Source organism: Paenibacillus vietnamensis, from assembly GCF_020169515.1.
Taxonomy (GTDB): domain Bacteria; phylum Bacillota; class Bacilli; order Paenibacillales; family Paenibacillaceae; genus Pristimantibacillus; species Pristimantibacillus vietnamensis.
Map to the genome: position 1 here is coordinate 465,450 of NZ_JAHMHW010000003.1, position 17,073 is coordinate 482,522.

Here is a 17,073-nt window from a genome sequence, read left to right on the forward strand (position 1 = left end):
GCCTTATCCGCGTTATTTCCGAACGGCTTCCCGCTCGATCGTCTCCGCCAGGTAGCTCATCAGCTCATAACGCAAATCCTCGCGCTGCAAAGCGAACTCGATCGTCGTCCGGATAAAGCCCATCTTCTCCCCGACATCGTGGCGGCTGCCTTCAAATTCGTAGGCATAGACGGCTTCGGTCCGGTTCAAAGCCGCAATCGCATCGGTAAGCTGAATTTCGCCGCCGGCTCCGGGAGCCTGATTCCCGAGAATGTCGAAGATGGACGGGTTCAAAATGTAACGTCCCATAATCGCCATATTCGATGGCGCTTCCTCGCGAGCCGGCTTCTCGACGAGATGCTTCACTCTGTGAAAGGAAGGCTCCATAATCGTGCCGTCGACGATTCCGTATCTGGACACTGCCTCATCCGCAACGCGCTGTACGCCAATGACGGATGTGCGGTATTGCTCGTATTTTTCAATCATTTGTTTGATGCAGGGCTTTTCCGCCGAGATGATGTCATCGCCCAGCAGGACGGCGAACGGCTCGTTGCCGATGAACTTTCTGGCGCACCAGATCGCATGGCCCAGGCCTCTCGGCTCCTTTTGCCTGATGTAGTGAATGTCGACCATATCGGCGGATTTGCGCACCTCGCTCAGCAGGTCGAATTTATGCTTGGCCGTCAAAATCTGCTCCAGCTCGACCGAGTTGTCGAAATGGTCCTCGATGGCCCGTTTATGCTTGCCGGTCACGATAATGATATCCTCGATTCCGGATTCGATCGCCTCCTCAACGATGTACTGAATCGTCGGCTTATCGACGATCGGCAGCATCTCCTTCGGCATCGCCTTTGTCGCAGGCAAAAACCTCGTACCAAGCCCCGCAGCCGGGATAATCGCTTTCCTTACCTTCATAAGTTTTGTCGCCCCTTTTTAAAATTGTTTTGAATATCGAGAGAAGCGGCCATTTATCCCGTCACAGACACAAACTTCGGCAATACGACAACATGGTTCGCAAGATCGAGCAGACGAACCCGAAGCTCCGCTTTGCCCATGCCCGCGAAGTCGGTGATAATCTCCTCGATTTCTTCGTAATACACCTCAACCGATTTGCCTATGTAAATTTTCGGATATACCTGCGTGTCGTTACGTTCGCTATCCTTCAGCATTTCCTCGAACAGCTTCTCGCCCGGTCTGATGCCGGTAAATTGAATGCCGATTTCCTCGACCGTGAAGCCCGACATTCGAATGACGTTTTGCGCCAGATCGGTAATTTTCACGGGCTCCCCCATGTCCAGCACGAAGATTTCCCCGCCCTTTGCCAGAGCGCCGGCTTGAATGACAAGCCGCGAAGCCTCGGGAATCGTCATGAAATAGCGGACCATATCGGGATGCGTCACGGTGACCGGGCCGCCCTTCTCGATCTGCTTCTTGAACAACGGGATAACGCTGCCCCTGCTGCCAAGCACGTTGCCGAACCGGACCGCTACAAACTTCGTGGCGCTTCCCCGGTCCATGTGCTGGATGATCATCTCCGCAATCCGCTTCGTTGCGCCCATGACGCTGGTCGGATTAACGGCTTTGTCTGTCGAGATCATGACGAACGTTTCGACTCGGCTCGCACTCGCGGCTTTGGCGGCGTTCAGCGTACCGATCACATTGTTCTTGAACGCTTCCTCCGGATTGCGTTCCATGAGCGGCACATGCTTATGGGCGGCGGCATGATAGACGACCTGCGGCCGGTGCGCCTGCATGACGGACAGCATCTTCGCTTCGTCCTGCAGATCGGCGATTTCCGTCACGAACTGGATACTCGTATGGCCGTACAGCTCCTTCAGCTCCATCTCGATCGAATAGATGCTGTTTTCCCCGTGTCCAAGCAATATGAGCTTATCCGGCAAAAACTTGGATACCTGCCTGCACACCTCCGAGCCGATCGACCCGCCGGCGCCTGTGACCATGACGACCTTCTGTGTCACATAACCGGATATGCTTTCGATATCGAGCTCCACCGGCTCGCGGCCAAGCAGATCCTCAACCTGGATGTCGCGGAACTGGTTCACCGACACCTTTCCAGTCGCAAGATCCTCAAGCATTGGAATCGTCTGCGTCTTGGCCGTCGATTTCGCGCATTCCGAGAAAATCGTATTCAGCTGCTTCTTGCTCAGCGAAGGAATCGCAATGACGATATTATCGATGCTCTGCTCCTTCACAATGCTTGCGATCCGCGGTACTCCCCCGAATACGGGTATGCCCATAATGTCCAAATTATGTTTCTTGGCATCGTCGTCCACGAAGGCGACGGGCTTCAGCTCCGCATCCGCATTGCTCAGAAGCTGCCTGGCCAGCATCGTGCCGGCCGAGCCGGCCCCGACGATCAGCGTTCGTCTTCGCTGCTTGCCGTCATGCGGATACCTCGATCTTAGCAGGCGCCAGCACAGGCGCGAGCCGCCGATCATCAGCATATGGATCATCCAGGTCACGGCCAGCAGCCGGAAAAAAACGTCCTGAAGTACCATCTGCTGCATGAGCGCCGCCGACAGAATCGAGAAGGAGACCGCCTTTGTGATAATGATCAGCTCACCTACGCTCGCATACTCCCAGGCTTTCTTGTAGAGCTTGTAGTAGAAAGCAAAGAAATGATGGCTCAGCAGCAAGGTAATCGAGCTGATCACGACCGGCAGCGTCACAACGTTAAGCGAAGCGTCCAGCAGAAACCGGCTGAAATAAATGGCTGAGAGCACGATTAGCGAATCCGCTAAAATTAATAACGATATCCTCTGGCGATATTTCAAATCCCGTTCACCCTTTCTCTTTCAACCTAAAGGAATATAACGACACCCATTAGAGTGTTTAACTGTCAGGTCTTCCTATCTTTCAAGACCCGATAGTTAAAAACTCTAATGCAGAGTCCGGGGCATCCAACCCCTCCTCACGCCATACCCTTGACGACTTCGCGTCTAAGGCTTGATGCAGCCCACAGCATGGCCGAGTGCCTCCGTTGATAACGGTAAGGAGACATTACCGAACAAGGTTGTGCTCAATAGAGAACAGTCTTCCCGCAAAAAAAGCGCTATCCGATTATGATCATCAAACGCTCTTCTTATTTAATATGACGCCGAGTATATTGGCTTTGGCAAACAGCAAGGCCCGCTTCGCTTCCTTTGCCTGCTCCAGCTGCGTCTTCCCGCTTCCGAGCAGCAGGATAACGCCATCGCACTTGCTTACAAGCGCATTCGTCTCCGCCACACCGAGCACCGGAGGACAATCCAGCAGAATCATATCGTAATTGGAGGATGCGTAATGCATAACATCGCTCATCAATCCGGAATCGAGCAGCTCCGTCGTATTAAAAAAACGCTGGCCGCTCGGCAAAATGTCGAGCCCTTCAACCTCGGTTCCATAAATCGCTTCCCGCACGTCCAGCTGCTGACCAAGCACGTTAGATAAGCCGGGGGAAGTCTGTACGCCAAAAATCTGGTGGAGCGTCGGGTTCCGGAAATTCACATCGATGATAAGCACTCTGTCTCCACGCTGCGCCATGCAAATCGCCAGATTGATGGCCGCCGTCGACTTCCCTTCCTGAGCGGACGGCGAGGTGATCAGCAGCGACCGCATCTTCCTGCCTCTCGAGGCGTATTGAATGTTGTTGCGGATGGTGCGGTACTGCTCGGCTATGGTGCCGTACGGATTCGAATAGGTTAACAGGCTTCTCGATACCATCGACTTCGCCGGTTTAATACGTTCACGACCCAATGGTTTCACCTCTCGCCACGATGCTTTTTTGTTTCTTCTCCTGGGAAGCCAGATCTCTTCTTCTCATCTTGGATACATTACCGAGCATCGTTAATCCCAGCAGTTCCTCTACCTCGCGCTCCGATTTGACCGAATCGTCCAAGGAGTCCAGCAAAAAGGTTAAGCCGATACTTAGGATGAGTCCGGCCAGGAAAGCGATAAAAACAATCGTGTTGCTTTTCTCGTTAATCGATACGGTGCTTGCCCCTGCCTGAGTCAACACCCGAATGCTGCTTACGCCGAGCGTCTGCGAAGCTACCTCGCGGTATACGTCGACGGTTTTATTGGCGATTTCAGCCGCCAGCTTCGGATCCGGATCGACAACCGTCACCACCGTTACGAGCGATCCTTCGACACTTTCCGCCCGGATTTGACTCCTTAATTCGCCCAGCGATTTTCTAAGCTCGAGGTCTTGAATTACTTTATCCAGAACGACCGGCTCGCGGATCATGACCTTCAGAGTGCTCATCATATCCGCGCTGGCAGCGACGATAATCCGGGAAGAAGAAGCGTACAGCGGCATCTCAGGCCTTGAATTGTACAAGCCGGCGAGAACCGTCAGGCCGATCGTGATGAGAGCAATCATCCAGAGGCGCTTCCGGATCACAACGTAAAGCGCCTTTAGGTTGATTTCCTTCGTTTTTTCCTTCTCACCCCGTTCATGCTGCTGCAAGTCTTCTAATTGCTTGACATCCATTTGCTCACCTGCCAAGGTTGTTTTTTATAAAGAACGTTAACTTCATATTAGTTCTTTATATAGAACATGTCAATATAAGATTTCCTCTTTTCAAAACGTTTAATTATCGATATGAAGGATAATGATATTCGATGTTTTCTTTTTTTCGTCGGACGGATCGCGCTGCTCCTGCAGGCCTTCCTTCCACAGGTTTGACCGGATCAAATCCTTCAAAGCTTGAAAGTCTCCCTTGCTCATGCCCTCGTCTACCGCCCGCTTTAAAATGGAACGCCATTCCTCGTCCAATTGCTCCTCCACTGTTTCCTTGGAATCCTTGGGATCATTCTCTTCTCCCAGTAAATATTCGATATTGGAATCCAGCGGGGCGGCGATTTTCGCCATGACCTGCAGGGAGGGATTGTTCTGCATATTACGTTCAATATAGCTCAAATAAGACTTGGAAACGCCCGCAAGATCAGCAAGCTTCGTTATCGAATAGCCCTTTTTTTCCCTTAGTCTTTTAATCCGTTCCCCAATCATAATTGTCTCCTTCGGCCAGTTTGATCCTTACCTCAACGTTATCCCTTCAGCAGAGCGATTGAGCTTTATAACAGACGATAACTCCATTGTAGTTCTTTAAAAAGAACGGGTCAACAACAAATTCCTAATTCCTTACATATTTGGCGAACTTCCCGGCAATCGTGTAACGTTCCATTCCGGCGGCCCCGGTAATATAGAACGAACCGCTGCGCAGCCAGGCATGGGCGATCATCCGGCCGGACTCATCCTTGGCGGTGCCTAAGTACAGAGTGCTCTCGAACCGGCGCCGTTCCAGCATTTTCGCAGCCGCGATCGCTCTGACGAGGCATTTGCTTTCCCAGAACGTATGGCGGCTCATAGTCTGAATGGCGTCATGCACGTTCATCAATACGGCTTTTCTGACACCGGAAGGATGCTCCGTCCCCGTTTCCTCCATCGGAGCGCCCAAACCGGGAGCAACCTTGGAGAACGGTATGGAAATTAGAATGCGTGCCCACCCGAGCAATAAAAAAGCTTCCAGTAATAAAAGCACCGTCTTCCTGTCCAACGAAAACAACGTGCGCACCTTTTTCATCTTGTTCATGGCCTACTCCCGATCCCGCTAATTTTTCCGCAGCCGCCGCCAGTTTTCAGCCGTAGGCCTGCTGCTCCAGCAAATGGCTCAGCATGCTCTTCTTCTCCTTGGCAAGCTGGCTGAACAGCCCTCTTTGCACGATTCGTCCTTTATCGATAACGACCACCTGATCGGCGTTTCGAATCGTCGACAGGCGATGGGCGATGACGATAACGGTCATCTTGCCCTTTAATTGCTCCAGCGCTTCCTGGATTTTCGCTTCGTTCTCCGTATCCAGCGCGCTTGTCGCCTCGTCCAGAACGAGAATGGACGGCCCCCGCAGAACGGCCCTTGCAAGCACGAGCCTTTGTCTCTCCCCTCCGGATAGACGGACCCCGCGGTCGCCGATTACCGTATCCAGACCCTGCGGCAGCTTCCGGACAAACCCGGCCGAGGCCGAAAATTCAAGCGCTTCCCAAATCTCGCCGTCAGTAGCGTCCCTCTTGACCATCAGCAGGTTATCCCGGATGCTTTCGTTGAACAGAAACGGGTCCTGCGGCACGTAGCTGATGGACGGCCTGAGCCGCAAAAGATTTTCCTTCGTCAACGTCATCCCGTCTACAAGCACCTCTCCCTGCTCCGGAAGGATCAGCCCCATGACCAGGTCGACCAAAGTGCTTTTGCCTGCGCCGGAAGGTCCAACGATGGCGGTCATGCGGTTCGCTTCAATTCTAAGGCTGACGTCCTGCAGCGCATAAGCCGACTCCTGCTGGCTGTAGCGGAAATAGACGCCCCGGCATTCAAGCGAATGCTTGACGCGAATAGGCTGCAGCGCTTCGCGTGACGGCTCGAACGACACAAATTCCTTCGCTTCTCTGCACTCCTCATGCAGCTTCATGATCGATTTGAAGGCGGGCAGCGAAGAGGCAAGGCTTTCCAGATTCGACTGGATGCCGTTAAACCTCGGCCACAGCCGTGAGAAAATAACAATAATAAGCAGCAGCTGTTCCAGCTGCGTTTGTAACACCTTTACCGAAAAAAAGATGAAGGCCGCAATGAATAAACCGGAAGCCAGCTGATAAACGAATTGCGACGTCGCTTTCAGCTTGAAGTTTCCGAGCTGCTCCTGCCGGATTTTCCGGTCCAGGGAGGCGATCCACTCCATGCGGTAGGATTCCAGCGCGTTGCTCTTAATATCCTTGATTCCGTTCAGCTGATCCGTTATGCCTGCAAGATAATGCCGGGACATCTCGTTCATCTGATGGCCGATCGTTCTCGATCTTTGCACGAATTTCCTTGCAAGCAGCGCGACCGCCAGCCCGCAGACCAATACGAAAACGGCCAGCTTCGCCGACAGGCAGAAGGCAAGGCCGATTTGAATAGCCGTAAATATCACGGAAGCGGTGAACTGAATAAGCGTATTGATGCCGCCGTTCACGCCGCCGATTTCCGCGGTCAACGAGTTGACGAAATCGGACTTTCTTCTTTTCATATGAAACGGCCAATCGGCCTGTAAAATCGAACCGAACGTATCCAGCCTAAGATGATGCATGAAGCCAAGGTGGATTTTGGCGCTGCCGACAGCAACGCTCCGCTTCAAGATGCCCTGACCAAGAACGAGCAGCACATAGATCCCCAAAATAAAAGACAATCCCCATGACTCCGGGATATTCCGAATGAATCCGAATATGTCGGGCAGCTGGATTGCCTCCGTGCTTTTACCGATAATCCCGCTCATGCTGAGCATGGGAACTAACAACAAGATTGCGATGCCTTCCAGAAGGCTGATCACAACCATTCCCAGCAAATTCAGAAACAGAATATTTCCGGTAACGGCATAAAGCCGTTTTATAAAATAAATGATGGCAGTCAACGGCGCTCCCCCTATGGCGTATCCGCAGCCGTAACGGAGATGATGCCCTCCCTCGCCAGCGAATCCAGAAACGAAAGGACGTGCTCCTCGCATACGGACGGCTCGACGTCGTATTCCTCGGTCAGCCTGCGGACGACCGCGCTTACCAGGACCGGCTCCGAGATGCAGTCCCAAATCGCTCCGCCGATGGCGCCGAGATTATAATATTTGCCGTTGCTGATGCTGAGCATGACTTTCTCCCGGCCCATGTCGCTGACAATATGGTCCGTTCCTTGTACGACCCGGTGTTTAAGGGAAATCTTTTCGCTTGTCATCATCATTTATCCGCCCTTTTTAATAGTAGTTAGTATTAACGCAGTCAGCTCCGGCACTGTAAATTCCGTTTCCGGCCTAAATATGCGGTATATGCTCAAACTGGGGACAAGCTTAGCCGTCATGCCCAAATGCCACCCGGTCAAATCAAGATGGTTCACCAGGAAATTTCTGAACGTATGGCGGTACAGCACCGGCAGGCTCTCCAGCTTCGGAATGCTTCGCAGCCCGGGCTTGCCGTCGCCGCCCTTGACCAGCTCGAACAATCCTGCAAGCGGCAGCGGATCGGGGAAATAATCCGAAACGACGGGGACGGAAAACTTCGTTTCACGCTGATAAATCGGCCGGTAGCCGGAGGAGTCCATTCCGAAGTGATCCAGGCTTTCCTGCCACAGCTTCTGTTGAGGGAAGGACGGCGTCACATACGGAAGCTCCTGCTCCGTCTGCAGGGAGACCGCAATGACGTCATCGCTTAATAAGCGATGCCCCTGCCTTAGAAGAGCGGACGCAAGCGTCGATTTGCCGGCTCCCGACTCCCCGACGAAGGCATAAGCCTTGCCGTCGATCGCAATCGCACTGCCGTGCAGCGGCAGAATCTTTCTTTGCAGCAGAAGAACGCCCATGCAGGAGCCGAGCACATACAGCCGGATTTGATCCCGATCCTCGGTCATAGGGGAAACCGTAATGCTGCTCCCTTCCCGGATACAGAAGATTGCGACGTCAGGAATTTGAAAAATGACCATTTGGCCATCCGCCTTGAAAATACCGTCCTTAACCTCCTGCTTCTCCCACAGCTCGGTCAGGTCGGATACGGTAATTTCGATATCTGCCTTATCTCCGCTGTCTGCTGCCGATACCGGCCATTCGGGCAATTCGGGCATTTCGAAGCCGCTCGAAACCTTTAATCCGAAGGCCCGGTAAAGCTTTTGTTCCGCTGTGCCTATCACATGCTCACCCCAAGCTCAGACTCGCTCGATTTTAAAAAACGAGCCCTCATACATGGCCGTATAAGGGCTTGACGCAGATTAACGATATTCTAAGTACTTGAATAACTAAATCCTATGAAGGTCCCATAAGATGCTCCGTTGCATTCGTGTCGAAGAAGTCTTTCGTTTGGTCCGGAAATCCTTGCATTGTCATATTTACGTCAAGCACTTCAAGCTCAGGCTTTTCCCATTGTTTTTTCATGTTCTCACCTCCCTTCAAGCGTATTTTTTCAGAAACCGGTAAACGATGAGGCTGCGCATCAGAATATTGTAGTTTGCGTCGTAGATGCTTTCCGGCCGGCTGTCCCGGATTTTGGAAAGAGCGTCCCTGACTACCGGTACGTTGATGTACTCCGACACATAAGGATCCTCGCTCAGCCGCTGCAATTCTTCCGTAAAGGACGGCCAGGCCGAAGCCATTCGCTGTATCCCGTCGGCGCCTTGAATGCCGCGGACGCGCTGGTTCAATCTGACCTGATCCGGAAGCAGGCTGGCGGTCGATCTCCGGATGAGCGCCCGGTCCATGCCGTTGCGCACATACTGCTCCTCCGGAACGGACAAGCAGAACCGGATTACGTTCAGGTCGTTGGTCGGATCGCGGCTCAGCACCCCGTACCGCAGCGACATTTTTGTGCCGCATATTCCGTTTAAATTCCAGGTGTAGGTTTGCTCGAAGTGCTTCTTTCTTGCTTCGTAAATATTGGAAGGAACGGAAAACCCGTCCGTATCGATCCCGTGCGCCTTCAGCCTCCCGTGCACCCCCGTCCGCTCCGCAAGCTCAGGATTAATCAGCTCGGGGTACTTGTAGCGGTGCAGCTCATGGTCCGTCCGGTCCATAAAAGGATAAGCTTTTTTGGCGACCGTTTTCATAAAATCGACTTTTCCGATGCCTACGTTGCGGCTGTACAGCTTCATTTCCCTGTAGAGGCGAAGCCATTTCAGCTCACGCAGAAGCGTAGCGTAATGGGATAACGCCGACCCCCACGAAATCGTCGAATTTCCTCTGGCTCCGCTAAGCAGGATGCCGACCCCGTGACGCTGCGCTTGTTCGTTGATGCCCTGGATCCAGAACGAATTCTCGAATACCTTGTAAGGCATCTCCAGCATGTCGAGCCAGCCGTCAACCTCCGTCAGGGAGCTTTTCCCTTTGCAATCCAAATAATGGTCCGTTATATTGCCGACATGCCGGACGGTAGACTGAATGTACGGACGTTCGTCCGGAAGCAGCCTTGCAGATGTCCAGTCTATGTAATCGTCAACCGGAATGTAGCTGTAGGTACGCAGCTTCCGGCTTCCCTTCTGCAGCTCCTTTGCCGCCAGGCTTACGACCGAGCCCGAGTCCAGCCCTCCGCTGAGGAAAGCTCCGACGCTTCGATGCGTGCGCAGCCTCGCGGTTACCGCATTGCGCAGCACATAGAGAAATGCTTCCTCGTATTCCTTATCGCTGCGGAGCTTCAGCTTCTCGCCCTCGGTAATCGTGACGTACCTCGACAACAAGATGCGGCCGTCGCAGATGGTTATCGAATGCGCCGGAGGCACCTGCCGGATCTGCTCGAATACGGTTGACGAATCGTCCACCGTCTCAATGACGCCGGGGTTGGCCAAATATTCGGCCAGCCACTGCTCGTTCAGCCCTTTGCCGACATAAGGCAGGCCGAGCAAAGGCATCATGAGCGTGCAGAAGGCGGCACGGTTCTGATTCTTGAAGTAATAAAGCGTGCGGCTGCCCGAGAAGTCCCTTGCCCCGAATAGCACCCGGCGTCTCCCGTCCCATATCAGAAACGCGAAATCCCCGAGCAAGTAACGCGGCGCCTCTTCTCCCCACCGGTCGTAAGCCTGAAGGATCAACTCGCCGTCCGTCATCTCTTTGCCGGCGCCTCGCTCAATGTTCAGCCGTTCGAACAATTCCTCGCGATTGTCGATGACGGCATCGGCGGCAATCGCCAGCCGCCGGTCCGGATCGTAACAGGGATTGTGTTCCCCTACGGATTCGGGCGTAATCCACTGTGCGTGGCAGCCTAGAAAAATGGAGTCCTGCCGCCAGGTTTGCGTATCGTCTGCGGGATATTTCGCAAAAGCGCCCATCAGGATCCCGGCTTGCTCCGGATTAATCGGTTCTGCGTCTAGATGGTAGATTCCAGCGATCGCACTCATGGTTCCCTCCGTTAGCTGCCTATGTATAATGGCCCATTGTTCACTTTAGAGAACACTAGGGCATAATAATATAAATGAGTACGTAACATACAGGTTTAATGCGCCGTTTTCTCACTTATATTACGGGGGATCATGCTGTTTTTCACTGCTGCCGTAGTTCTTTATTAAGAACAATCATAGAATACCATCTCCTTTTTATGTTGTCAATCGGTTTAACTCGAATTTCTGAACCGTTTTTTTTTCGCGTGCGATCAGCTCATCTCCATGCCTGTATTTCTAATTTTCACATCGAAAATAACCTCGATATCGGCCTGCGGAAACGCCCGCTCCCAATCGACCTTTTTCCAAATAGAAGGGTGATACGCTCTTAAACGGTCGCCGATACCTATGATGTCCGAGTTGAGATCCTTCTGCAGCTTTTGCACGACCCGGTTTGTAATTTTCGCTAAATGTGCCTCCGCCTCTTTTTCCATGGCGTCGATTTGCTTGGTCTGGAACAAGTCGGCTCCGAACGTTTTTTCGATCAGATTGCTCTCCATCTCGATATAGATTTTAACGCTCACCCTTTGGCCGTTGAACGTAATTTTCTCGTCGCGGCCGATGAATTGCGTCGTAATCGTAACGAGCTGGGAAGGATCTTCTTCATGTACGTACGTAATGTCCGAGCCGTTCTTATTCTCGGAGATGCGAAGCAGCGCCCAAGCATCCTTGTCGTTTAAAAGCCCGATCATCCGGTCCTTCTTGAATACCGCAAGGCCCGACCATTTCAATTCATTTCCTTTCACCTGGAAATAGTTCAAATAAGGCTGCTTGGCTGGACTCGTCAGGCTGATGAACAGGGAGCCGAGATTCATTTGCGTTACCGTGCCTTTCTTGGCTCCGTTCTCGATCATCGTCATGATAAATACAGTCGGGATTTGCTCCAAATGCGGGCTCACCCTCAGGCTGTCGATCGCTCTTCCTTTAATGATAAGCGGCCATAGCAGCCTTCTGATTTCCGGGTCGCGCCGGAAAGGATCCAACAGCTTGTTAATGCCCCTGCGCGCGGCGGCTTCACTGATCGTAATGATGCGCGTATGCCCGAAAAACAATTTCTGGTTCAGTTTCTTTTGCAAATTTTGCGTCGCTTCCTTTACCGTGCGCCCCGTTGCGCTCTCCACCGTCACCGAGCCCTTGCCGCTGCCGGAGCTGCCGCTGCCGCTGGAGCCCGCGATCCGGATCGGAATCGGAATTTGAACCGATATTTCAAGCATCTCGGGATTGTTTTCCGCCAGATCGATGCCGATGGCCACAGCGGAGGTGCGTTCCTCGATTTCGCGGCGGTCCCAGCATCCGGTCAGCACCGGTATAAGAAACAGGATTAATAGCACTTTTTTCCTCATCATGGTCCATCACCTGCTTTTTGGTAAAATAGATCAGCTCCGCGGACGTTCGTCCTGCGATTGCTCGCTCTGTGACTGCTCGCCCTGCGACTGCTCGCCCTGCGGCTGCTCGCCCTGCGGCTGCTCGCCCTGCGATTGCTCGCCCTGCGGCTGCTCGCCCTGCGGCTGCTCGCCTTGCGACTGCTCGCCCTGCGGCTGCTCGCCCTGCGATTGCTCGCCCTGCGATTGCTCGCCCTGCGATTGCTCGCTCTGCGATTGCTCGCCCTGCGGCTGCTCGCCTTGCGACTGCTCGCCCTGCGACTGCTCGCCCTGCGGCTGCTCGCCTTGCGACTGCTCGCCCTGCGATTGCTCGCCCTGCGATTGCTCGCCCTGCGATTGCTCGCCCTGCGACTGCTCGCCCTGCGGCTGCTCGCCCTGCGAGGGTTCTTTCGGCTTCGGCGTTTTCTGGTTCTCAGCCGCCTTGCGCTGCGACTCCGCCGCAATCGATTTCCGCATAAAGGATAAGATCAGCAGCAGCGCAGGAATAGCGAAGGCACACAGGAGACCCACATAGTTCACTAAATCCGACCATTCGAACAAGCTTTGAACATTAGGCGGCTTCATCGACGTCCAATAGAACACCGGGAGCAGCAGCAGTGCGATCAGCCGGTGGCTCTTCATGTGGAGTATCTCCTTAAGCGTTAGAGCCAGCGCAAAATATAAATTGCCCAGCGTAGTGAAGACGGCTGCCACCCAAACGCCGAGAAACGCGGATTCCAGCCTCTCCAGAATAAGCCCCGGCACCTCCGTCGTCTTAACGAGCTCCAGCGTCGGCCAGGCAAGCAGCTTCAGCTCGTCTACACCGAAAACCGCGATGCCGGAAAATACGATTAGTGAGTAGATGAGACCCGGAACCGCAATGCCGACTGCCTGATGCTTGAAGGGCGTGCCCGTCGACTCCGAGGAGGCGCCGAAAATCGTCATCACCTCGAAGCCCAAATAGGAGCCGGATGTGATGAGGACCCCTTTCATGAAGTCATAAAAACTGATTTGAAACAACGGCAGCAGGTTGTCGAGCTTGGCACTCTGCAAGGAAGACAATCCGATAATCACAACTGGAATCACGATAAGCGGGATGAGAACCTCGTTTACCCTGACGACGACCTCAATGTCGTTGACGACCAGAATATATGCCGTGATCAGCATCGTGCCGATAATGACCTCCAGCGGAGTCCTCGTAAGGACGGTCGCCGTCACCACCTCGCCGAAGGTGCGGGCGACCATCGAAGTCGATCCAAGCCAATAAACGACATAGGCCAAAAATAATGGAAATCCGACAATCATTCCGATGACCGGGTAATTTTTCGGAGACAGCAGCTTAACGGCATATTGAATGATGCTTTCCCCGTAATGCCTGCGGGATAAGGTCGTAATGATGCTTAAGGCGACCATGGAAAGCAAGGCTCCAAGCATGCAGGATATCCATCCGTTCTGCTGCGATAACACCGCGGTCGACCGCGGCAGCGTCAGCACGCCGACCCCGAGAATGGTGCTGGCGATTAAGGAAGCAGCCTGGCGATGCGTCATGCGGAACGGGGTTTGATCCGCCAAATCCTTGTCGGAAGGTGTTGGTCTCTCGATCACATTACTTTTCATCGGACTCGCTTCCCTCCTTGTTATTCCCGCTTCCGATGTTGGATGCGTCGGTCTCGGAATTCGTTTGCGAAGACGGCTGCAGCCGGTCGGTATCTTTCGGCACAAACATAATAGGACGTTTCCTCATCCATTGCAGCGGCGCCCGGAGCAGCGTATCCTTCAAATCGGACGCCCGGGTAGGCGTGAGCGGAGACAGGTACGGCACTCCGAACGATTTGAGGGTACACAGGTGAATAATGACGATGATCAGCAGAAGCATGATGCCGTACAAGCCGAACAGCGCAGCCGCAATCATGACCGGAAAGCGGAGCATCCGCAGCGCAATCGCCGCGCTGTAGCTTGGCGATGCGAACGAGCCGATCGTCGTCAGCGCCACGACGATAACCATGATCGGACTGACGATTCCGGCCTGTACGGCGGCCTGCCCGACGACGAGCGCGCCGACGATGCCGATGGTCGGACCGATCGGACCCGGCAGCCGGACGCTTGCTTCCCGCAAAATTTCCATCGTTACCTCCATCAGGAACGCTTCCACAATCGACGGGAAGGGCACCGTCGAGCGTCCCGCAGCCATTGCGATCACAAGCCTGGACGGAATCATCTCCGGATGGAAGGAGCTGAACGCGATATACAGTGACGGAAGCAGCAGCGCCATCAGCATACTGAGAATGCGGATGAACCGGATGAGCGTACCGATCATGAAACGCTCGTAATAATCCTCCGGACTATGGTAGAACTGCGTGAATATGGCCGGTGCGATGAGCACAAACGGCGTGCCGTCGGAGATGATGATGACCTTTCCCTCCAGCAGATGGGATACGGCTTTGTCCGGGCGCTCCGTATTTTGAATGAGCGGAAACGGCGTCCATTGGCTGTCCTGGATAAATTGTTCGATATAACCGCTTTCGAGTACGGCATCGATGCTGATCATCCGGATTCTTCTGAGGACTTCCTCGAGAATGATCGGATTCGTCAGCCCTTCGATGTACATGATCGCTAAGTCGGTGCGGCTGCGCTTTCCGACCTGCATGCATTGCACGCGAAGCTTCGGATCCTTGAGCCTGCGCCGGATCAGCGTCGTATTCGTCCTCAGCGTTTCCGTGAACCCTTCCTTCGGGCCGCGTACGACCGATTCCGTAGCCGGCTCGGAAATATTCCGTTTGTCCCAGCCGCGCACGTTCAAAATGAGCGCATGCGGATCGCCGTCGACGAACAAAGCGGTATCGCCGCAAAGCACGGTATGCACGACGTCATTGATCGTGTCTACCTGCTTCGTTTCATGGATCGGTAGTCCCGTGCACTGCAAATGGGAAAGTAAACCCTCTGAGCTTCCGTGCTGATCCTTGACCGCGAACATGGACGCCTCCAGAATGAACTGGTCGACCGTCTCCGAATTGACCAAACCGTCGATATAGATAATAAAAGCGCTAACTCCGCTTGCTCCGCCGATCCGGATGGAGCGGTAATTCACATCGTGGCTGGGCCCGAATATCGATACCAGCTTGTCCATATTCGCTTTGAGATCCGCAGCCACGCACGTAATCTCGATGTCTTGCAGCTGCTGCATGAAATGCTCGTCGAGCACCTTGGACTTCATGATTTTTGTTTTATCCTTGTAACTGGAAAGAAGGTTTTTTTTATCGGACGACATGACACCACCTCAAGGGTAGTTTTTCCTGTCACGGGGAATTTATGAATGAAAGGAAAAAAAGCCGCCGAATCGCCCGGCGGCCTTCCTTAAATTGAATTAAAAATCAAATTGAATCCGATAAGCAAACTCGTTGCAACGTATATTACCGCTCTCCATATCCGTAACCGCTTCTCCGTTCAGGCGCACATTTACGAATTTTACGCCGTCCACCCCCCTTTCCCCGTCATAGCCGTAAATCCCGGAAGGATTTGCATTCGTGCCGTTATAATCGATATCGCTGAACACGACGTTCTCAATCCGCCTGCCGGGAACCGGATTATATTTTTCGTTCCGGACGACGCGGACATCGAACAGCTGGCCAAGCTCAAAATCCTCTACGCGGATATCTTTAAAAGTAACGTTTCGGACCGTGTTGTTGTCGCCTGCGCAGATCGCCATGACGCCCCGGTAATTTTCCTGGGGCTCGTGATGCTCGAGCACATCGATATTATTGAAGCAGATTTCCTCGACCGTATCCCCGTTATTTTGATGGTCGCCATGAATGCCCACATGCATCGCATGGGCCACATCCGCCCACAAGACGGAAGCGCTGACGGCAATATGGCGCGAGTCGCCGTAATAGTCGCCGCGGCTGCCGTAAATGGCGATGCAGTCGTCCGACGTGCGCAGAAATACATCCCGTATGTCCACATGCGAGCTGGCCATCATGTCAATCCCGTCGCACCAGCCGCGCGTGCTGAACGCTTTGAAGTTACGGATGCGAATGTGCTCGGACTGCCCGAGATAAATGCTGTAATGGGGAGGATCAAGCACAATGATGCCTTCCACTTCGATCCGTTTGGAAAATTGGATCTGAACGCCCCGCAAATAGGTTGTTTTCTCCATATCGCCCATGTACAAAAGGCCTCTGCCGCGAATGACGATATGTTCCGCTTCCCTGCATATGATCGAGGCGTACAAAATCGAGCCTCCGGCTAAATAAACGGTCGTCCCGGACGGAATAAGCAGCCTGGGATCCGCAAATTGATGAATGCCCGGTGCGAAGTAAATCGCCTTGTTTTTTCCGTCCGCCGGAGCAGGAATACTTGCCAGTCGCGCTGAAATTTCCGGAAAATCATGTTTTCCTTGCTCGACCAGCAGTACGCCGGAGCCGTTCGGCATAGGCGGCGACGTTTCGATAGGATTGGCGAACAGATGCAGATTGCTGAACCGCTCTCCGTTTATTTCAACGGACAGCTTGCACGGTCGGTCCAAGACGAACGTGACGGCATCGGACTCCGTTTGAAACGCAATATTCGCGGATAGTGGGCGAATAACCGCCTGATGAACGGACTGCTTAGTCGAAACGACCCGAACCTCTACCGTGCCCTTCATATCAAAATAGGCCATCGATGCGGACCTGACGTTATGCATGTCCACCTTCGCTTCGAATACGAATACCGGCTGCCATTCGCCGCCCGGCTTGCGTACGCTTACCGCAAAGTCGTCATTACCGATTGCCCCTTCGGGCTGGTCATATACGATTAGCTGATTCACT

Annotated in this window: 15 protein-coding genes; all 15 read right to left on the reverse strand. The window is 53.5% G+C overall.

What is annotated here, in order from left to right:
- Positions 1 to 12 precede the first annotated feature (12 nt).
- The 15 genes from galU to KP806_RS27785 all read right to left on the reverse strand — a co-directional run bounded on the left by galU (position 13) and on the right by KP806_RS27785 (position 17,072).
- On the reverse strand, positions 13 to 894 hold the full coding sequence (galU, locus tag KP806_RS10150; RefSeq protein WP_224723468.1) for a UTP--glucose-1-phosphate uridylyltransferase GalU: 882 nt from the start codon (positions 892 to 894) through the stop codon (positions 13 to 15).
- 53 nt (positions 895 to 947) lie between these two features.
- Entirely contained in the window at positions 948 to 2,774 is a 1,827-nt protein-coding gene (locus tag KP806_RS10155) for a polysaccharide biosynthesis protein (RefSeq protein WP_224723469.1), read from the reverse strand.
- A gap of 295 nt (positions 2,775 to 3,069) precedes the next feature.
- A complete protein-coding gene (locus KP806_RS10160) occupies positions 3,070 to 3,735 on the reverse strand; it encodes a CpsD/CapB family tyrosine-protein kinase (protein ID WP_224723470.1) in 666 nt (221 codons plus the stop codon).
- Positions 3,725 to 4,471 (reverse strand): YveK family protein, encoded by a 747-nt coding sequence (locus KP806_RS10165; RefSeq protein ID WP_224723471.1) that lies wholly within the window; start codon positions 4,469 to 4,471, stop codon positions 3,725 to 3,727. Before KP806_RS10165 ends, KP806_RS10160 begins: the two co-directional genes overlap by 11 nt.
- 99 nt (positions 4,472 to 4,570) lie before the next feature.
- Positions 4,571 to 4,990, reverse strand: a complete 420-nt coding sequence (locus KP806_RS10170; RefSeq protein ID WP_224723472.1) for a helix-turn-helix domain-containing protein — start codon at positions 4,988 to 4,990, stop codon at positions 4,571 to 4,573.
- Between the two features lie 124 nt (positions 4,991 to 5,114).
- Positions 5,115 to 5,573 carry a lasso peptide biosynthesis B2 protein gene (locus KP806_RS10175; RefSeq protein WP_224723473.1) on the reverse strand — a complete coding sequence of 153 codons (459 nt, stop codon included), beginning with the start codon at positions 5,571 to 5,573 and terminating at the stop codon, positions 5,115 to 5,117.
- Between the two features lie 46 nt (positions 5,574 to 5,619).
- Positions 5,620 to 7,416 carry an ABC transporter ATP-binding protein gene (locus tag KP806_RS10180; protein WP_224723474.1) on the reverse strand — a complete coding sequence of 599 codons (1,797 nt, stop codon included), beginning with the start codon at positions 7,414 to 7,416 and terminating at the stop codon, positions 5,620 to 5,622.
- 11 nt (positions 7,417 to 7,427) lie between these two features.
- Positions 7,428 to 7,736, reverse strand: a complete 309-nt coding sequence (locus KP806_RS10185) for a lasso peptide biosynthesis PqqD family chaperone (RefSeq protein ID WP_224723475.1) — start codon at positions 7,734 to 7,736, stop codon at positions 7,428 to 7,430.
- The gene (locus KP806_RS10190; protein WP_224723476.1) at positions 7,737 to 8,675 is read right to left on the reverse strand and encodes an aldolase; all 939 of its coding nucleotides are present in this window, start codon (positions 8,673 to 8,675) and stop codon (positions 7,737 to 7,739) included.
- A gap of 112 nt (positions 8,676 to 8,787) precedes the next feature.
- Positions 8,788 to 8,916 (reverse strand): paeninodin family lasso peptide, encoded by a 129-nt coding sequence (locus KP806_RS10195; RefSeq protein WP_224723477.1) that lies wholly within the window; start codon positions 8,914 to 8,916, stop codon positions 8,788 to 8,790.
- A gap of 14 nt (positions 8,917 to 8,930) precedes the next feature.
- On the reverse strand, positions 8,931 to 10,868 hold the full coding sequence (locus KP806_RS10200; protein WP_224723478.1) for an asparagine synthase-related protein: 1,938 nt from the start codon (positions 10,866 to 10,868) through the stop codon (positions 8,931 to 8,933).
- A 251-nt stretch (positions 10,869 to 11,119) separates the two neighbouring features.
- Positions 11,120 to 12,250, reverse strand: a complete 1,131-nt coding sequence (locus KP806_RS10205) for a Ger(x)C family spore germination protein (RefSeq protein WP_224723479.1) — start codon at positions 12,248 to 12,250, stop codon at positions 11,120 to 11,122.
- 33 nt (positions 12,251 to 12,283) lie between these two features.
- The gene (locus KP806_RS10210) at positions 12,284 to 13,885 is read right to left on the reverse strand and encodes a GerAB/ArcD/ProY family transporter (RefSeq protein ID WP_224723480.1); all 1,602 of its coding nucleotides are present in this window, start codon (positions 13,883 to 13,885) and stop codon (positions 12,284 to 12,286) included.
- On the reverse strand, positions 13,875 to 15,482 hold the full coding sequence (locus KP806_RS10215) for a spore germination protein (protein ID WP_224723481.1): 1,608 nt from the start codon (positions 15,480 to 15,482) through the stop codon (positions 13,875 to 13,877). Before KP806_RS10215 ends, KP806_RS10210 begins: the two co-directional genes overlap by 11 nt.
- A gap of 150 nt (positions 15,483 to 15,632) precedes the next feature.
- Positions 15,633 to 17,072 carry a glycosyl hydrolase family 28 protein gene (locus tag KP806_RS27785; protein WP_224723482.1) on the reverse strand — a complete coding sequence of 480 codons (1,440 nt, stop codon included), beginning with the start codon at positions 17,070 to 17,072 and terminating at the stop codon, positions 15,633 to 15,635.
- Position 17,073 lies beyond the last annotated feature (1 nt).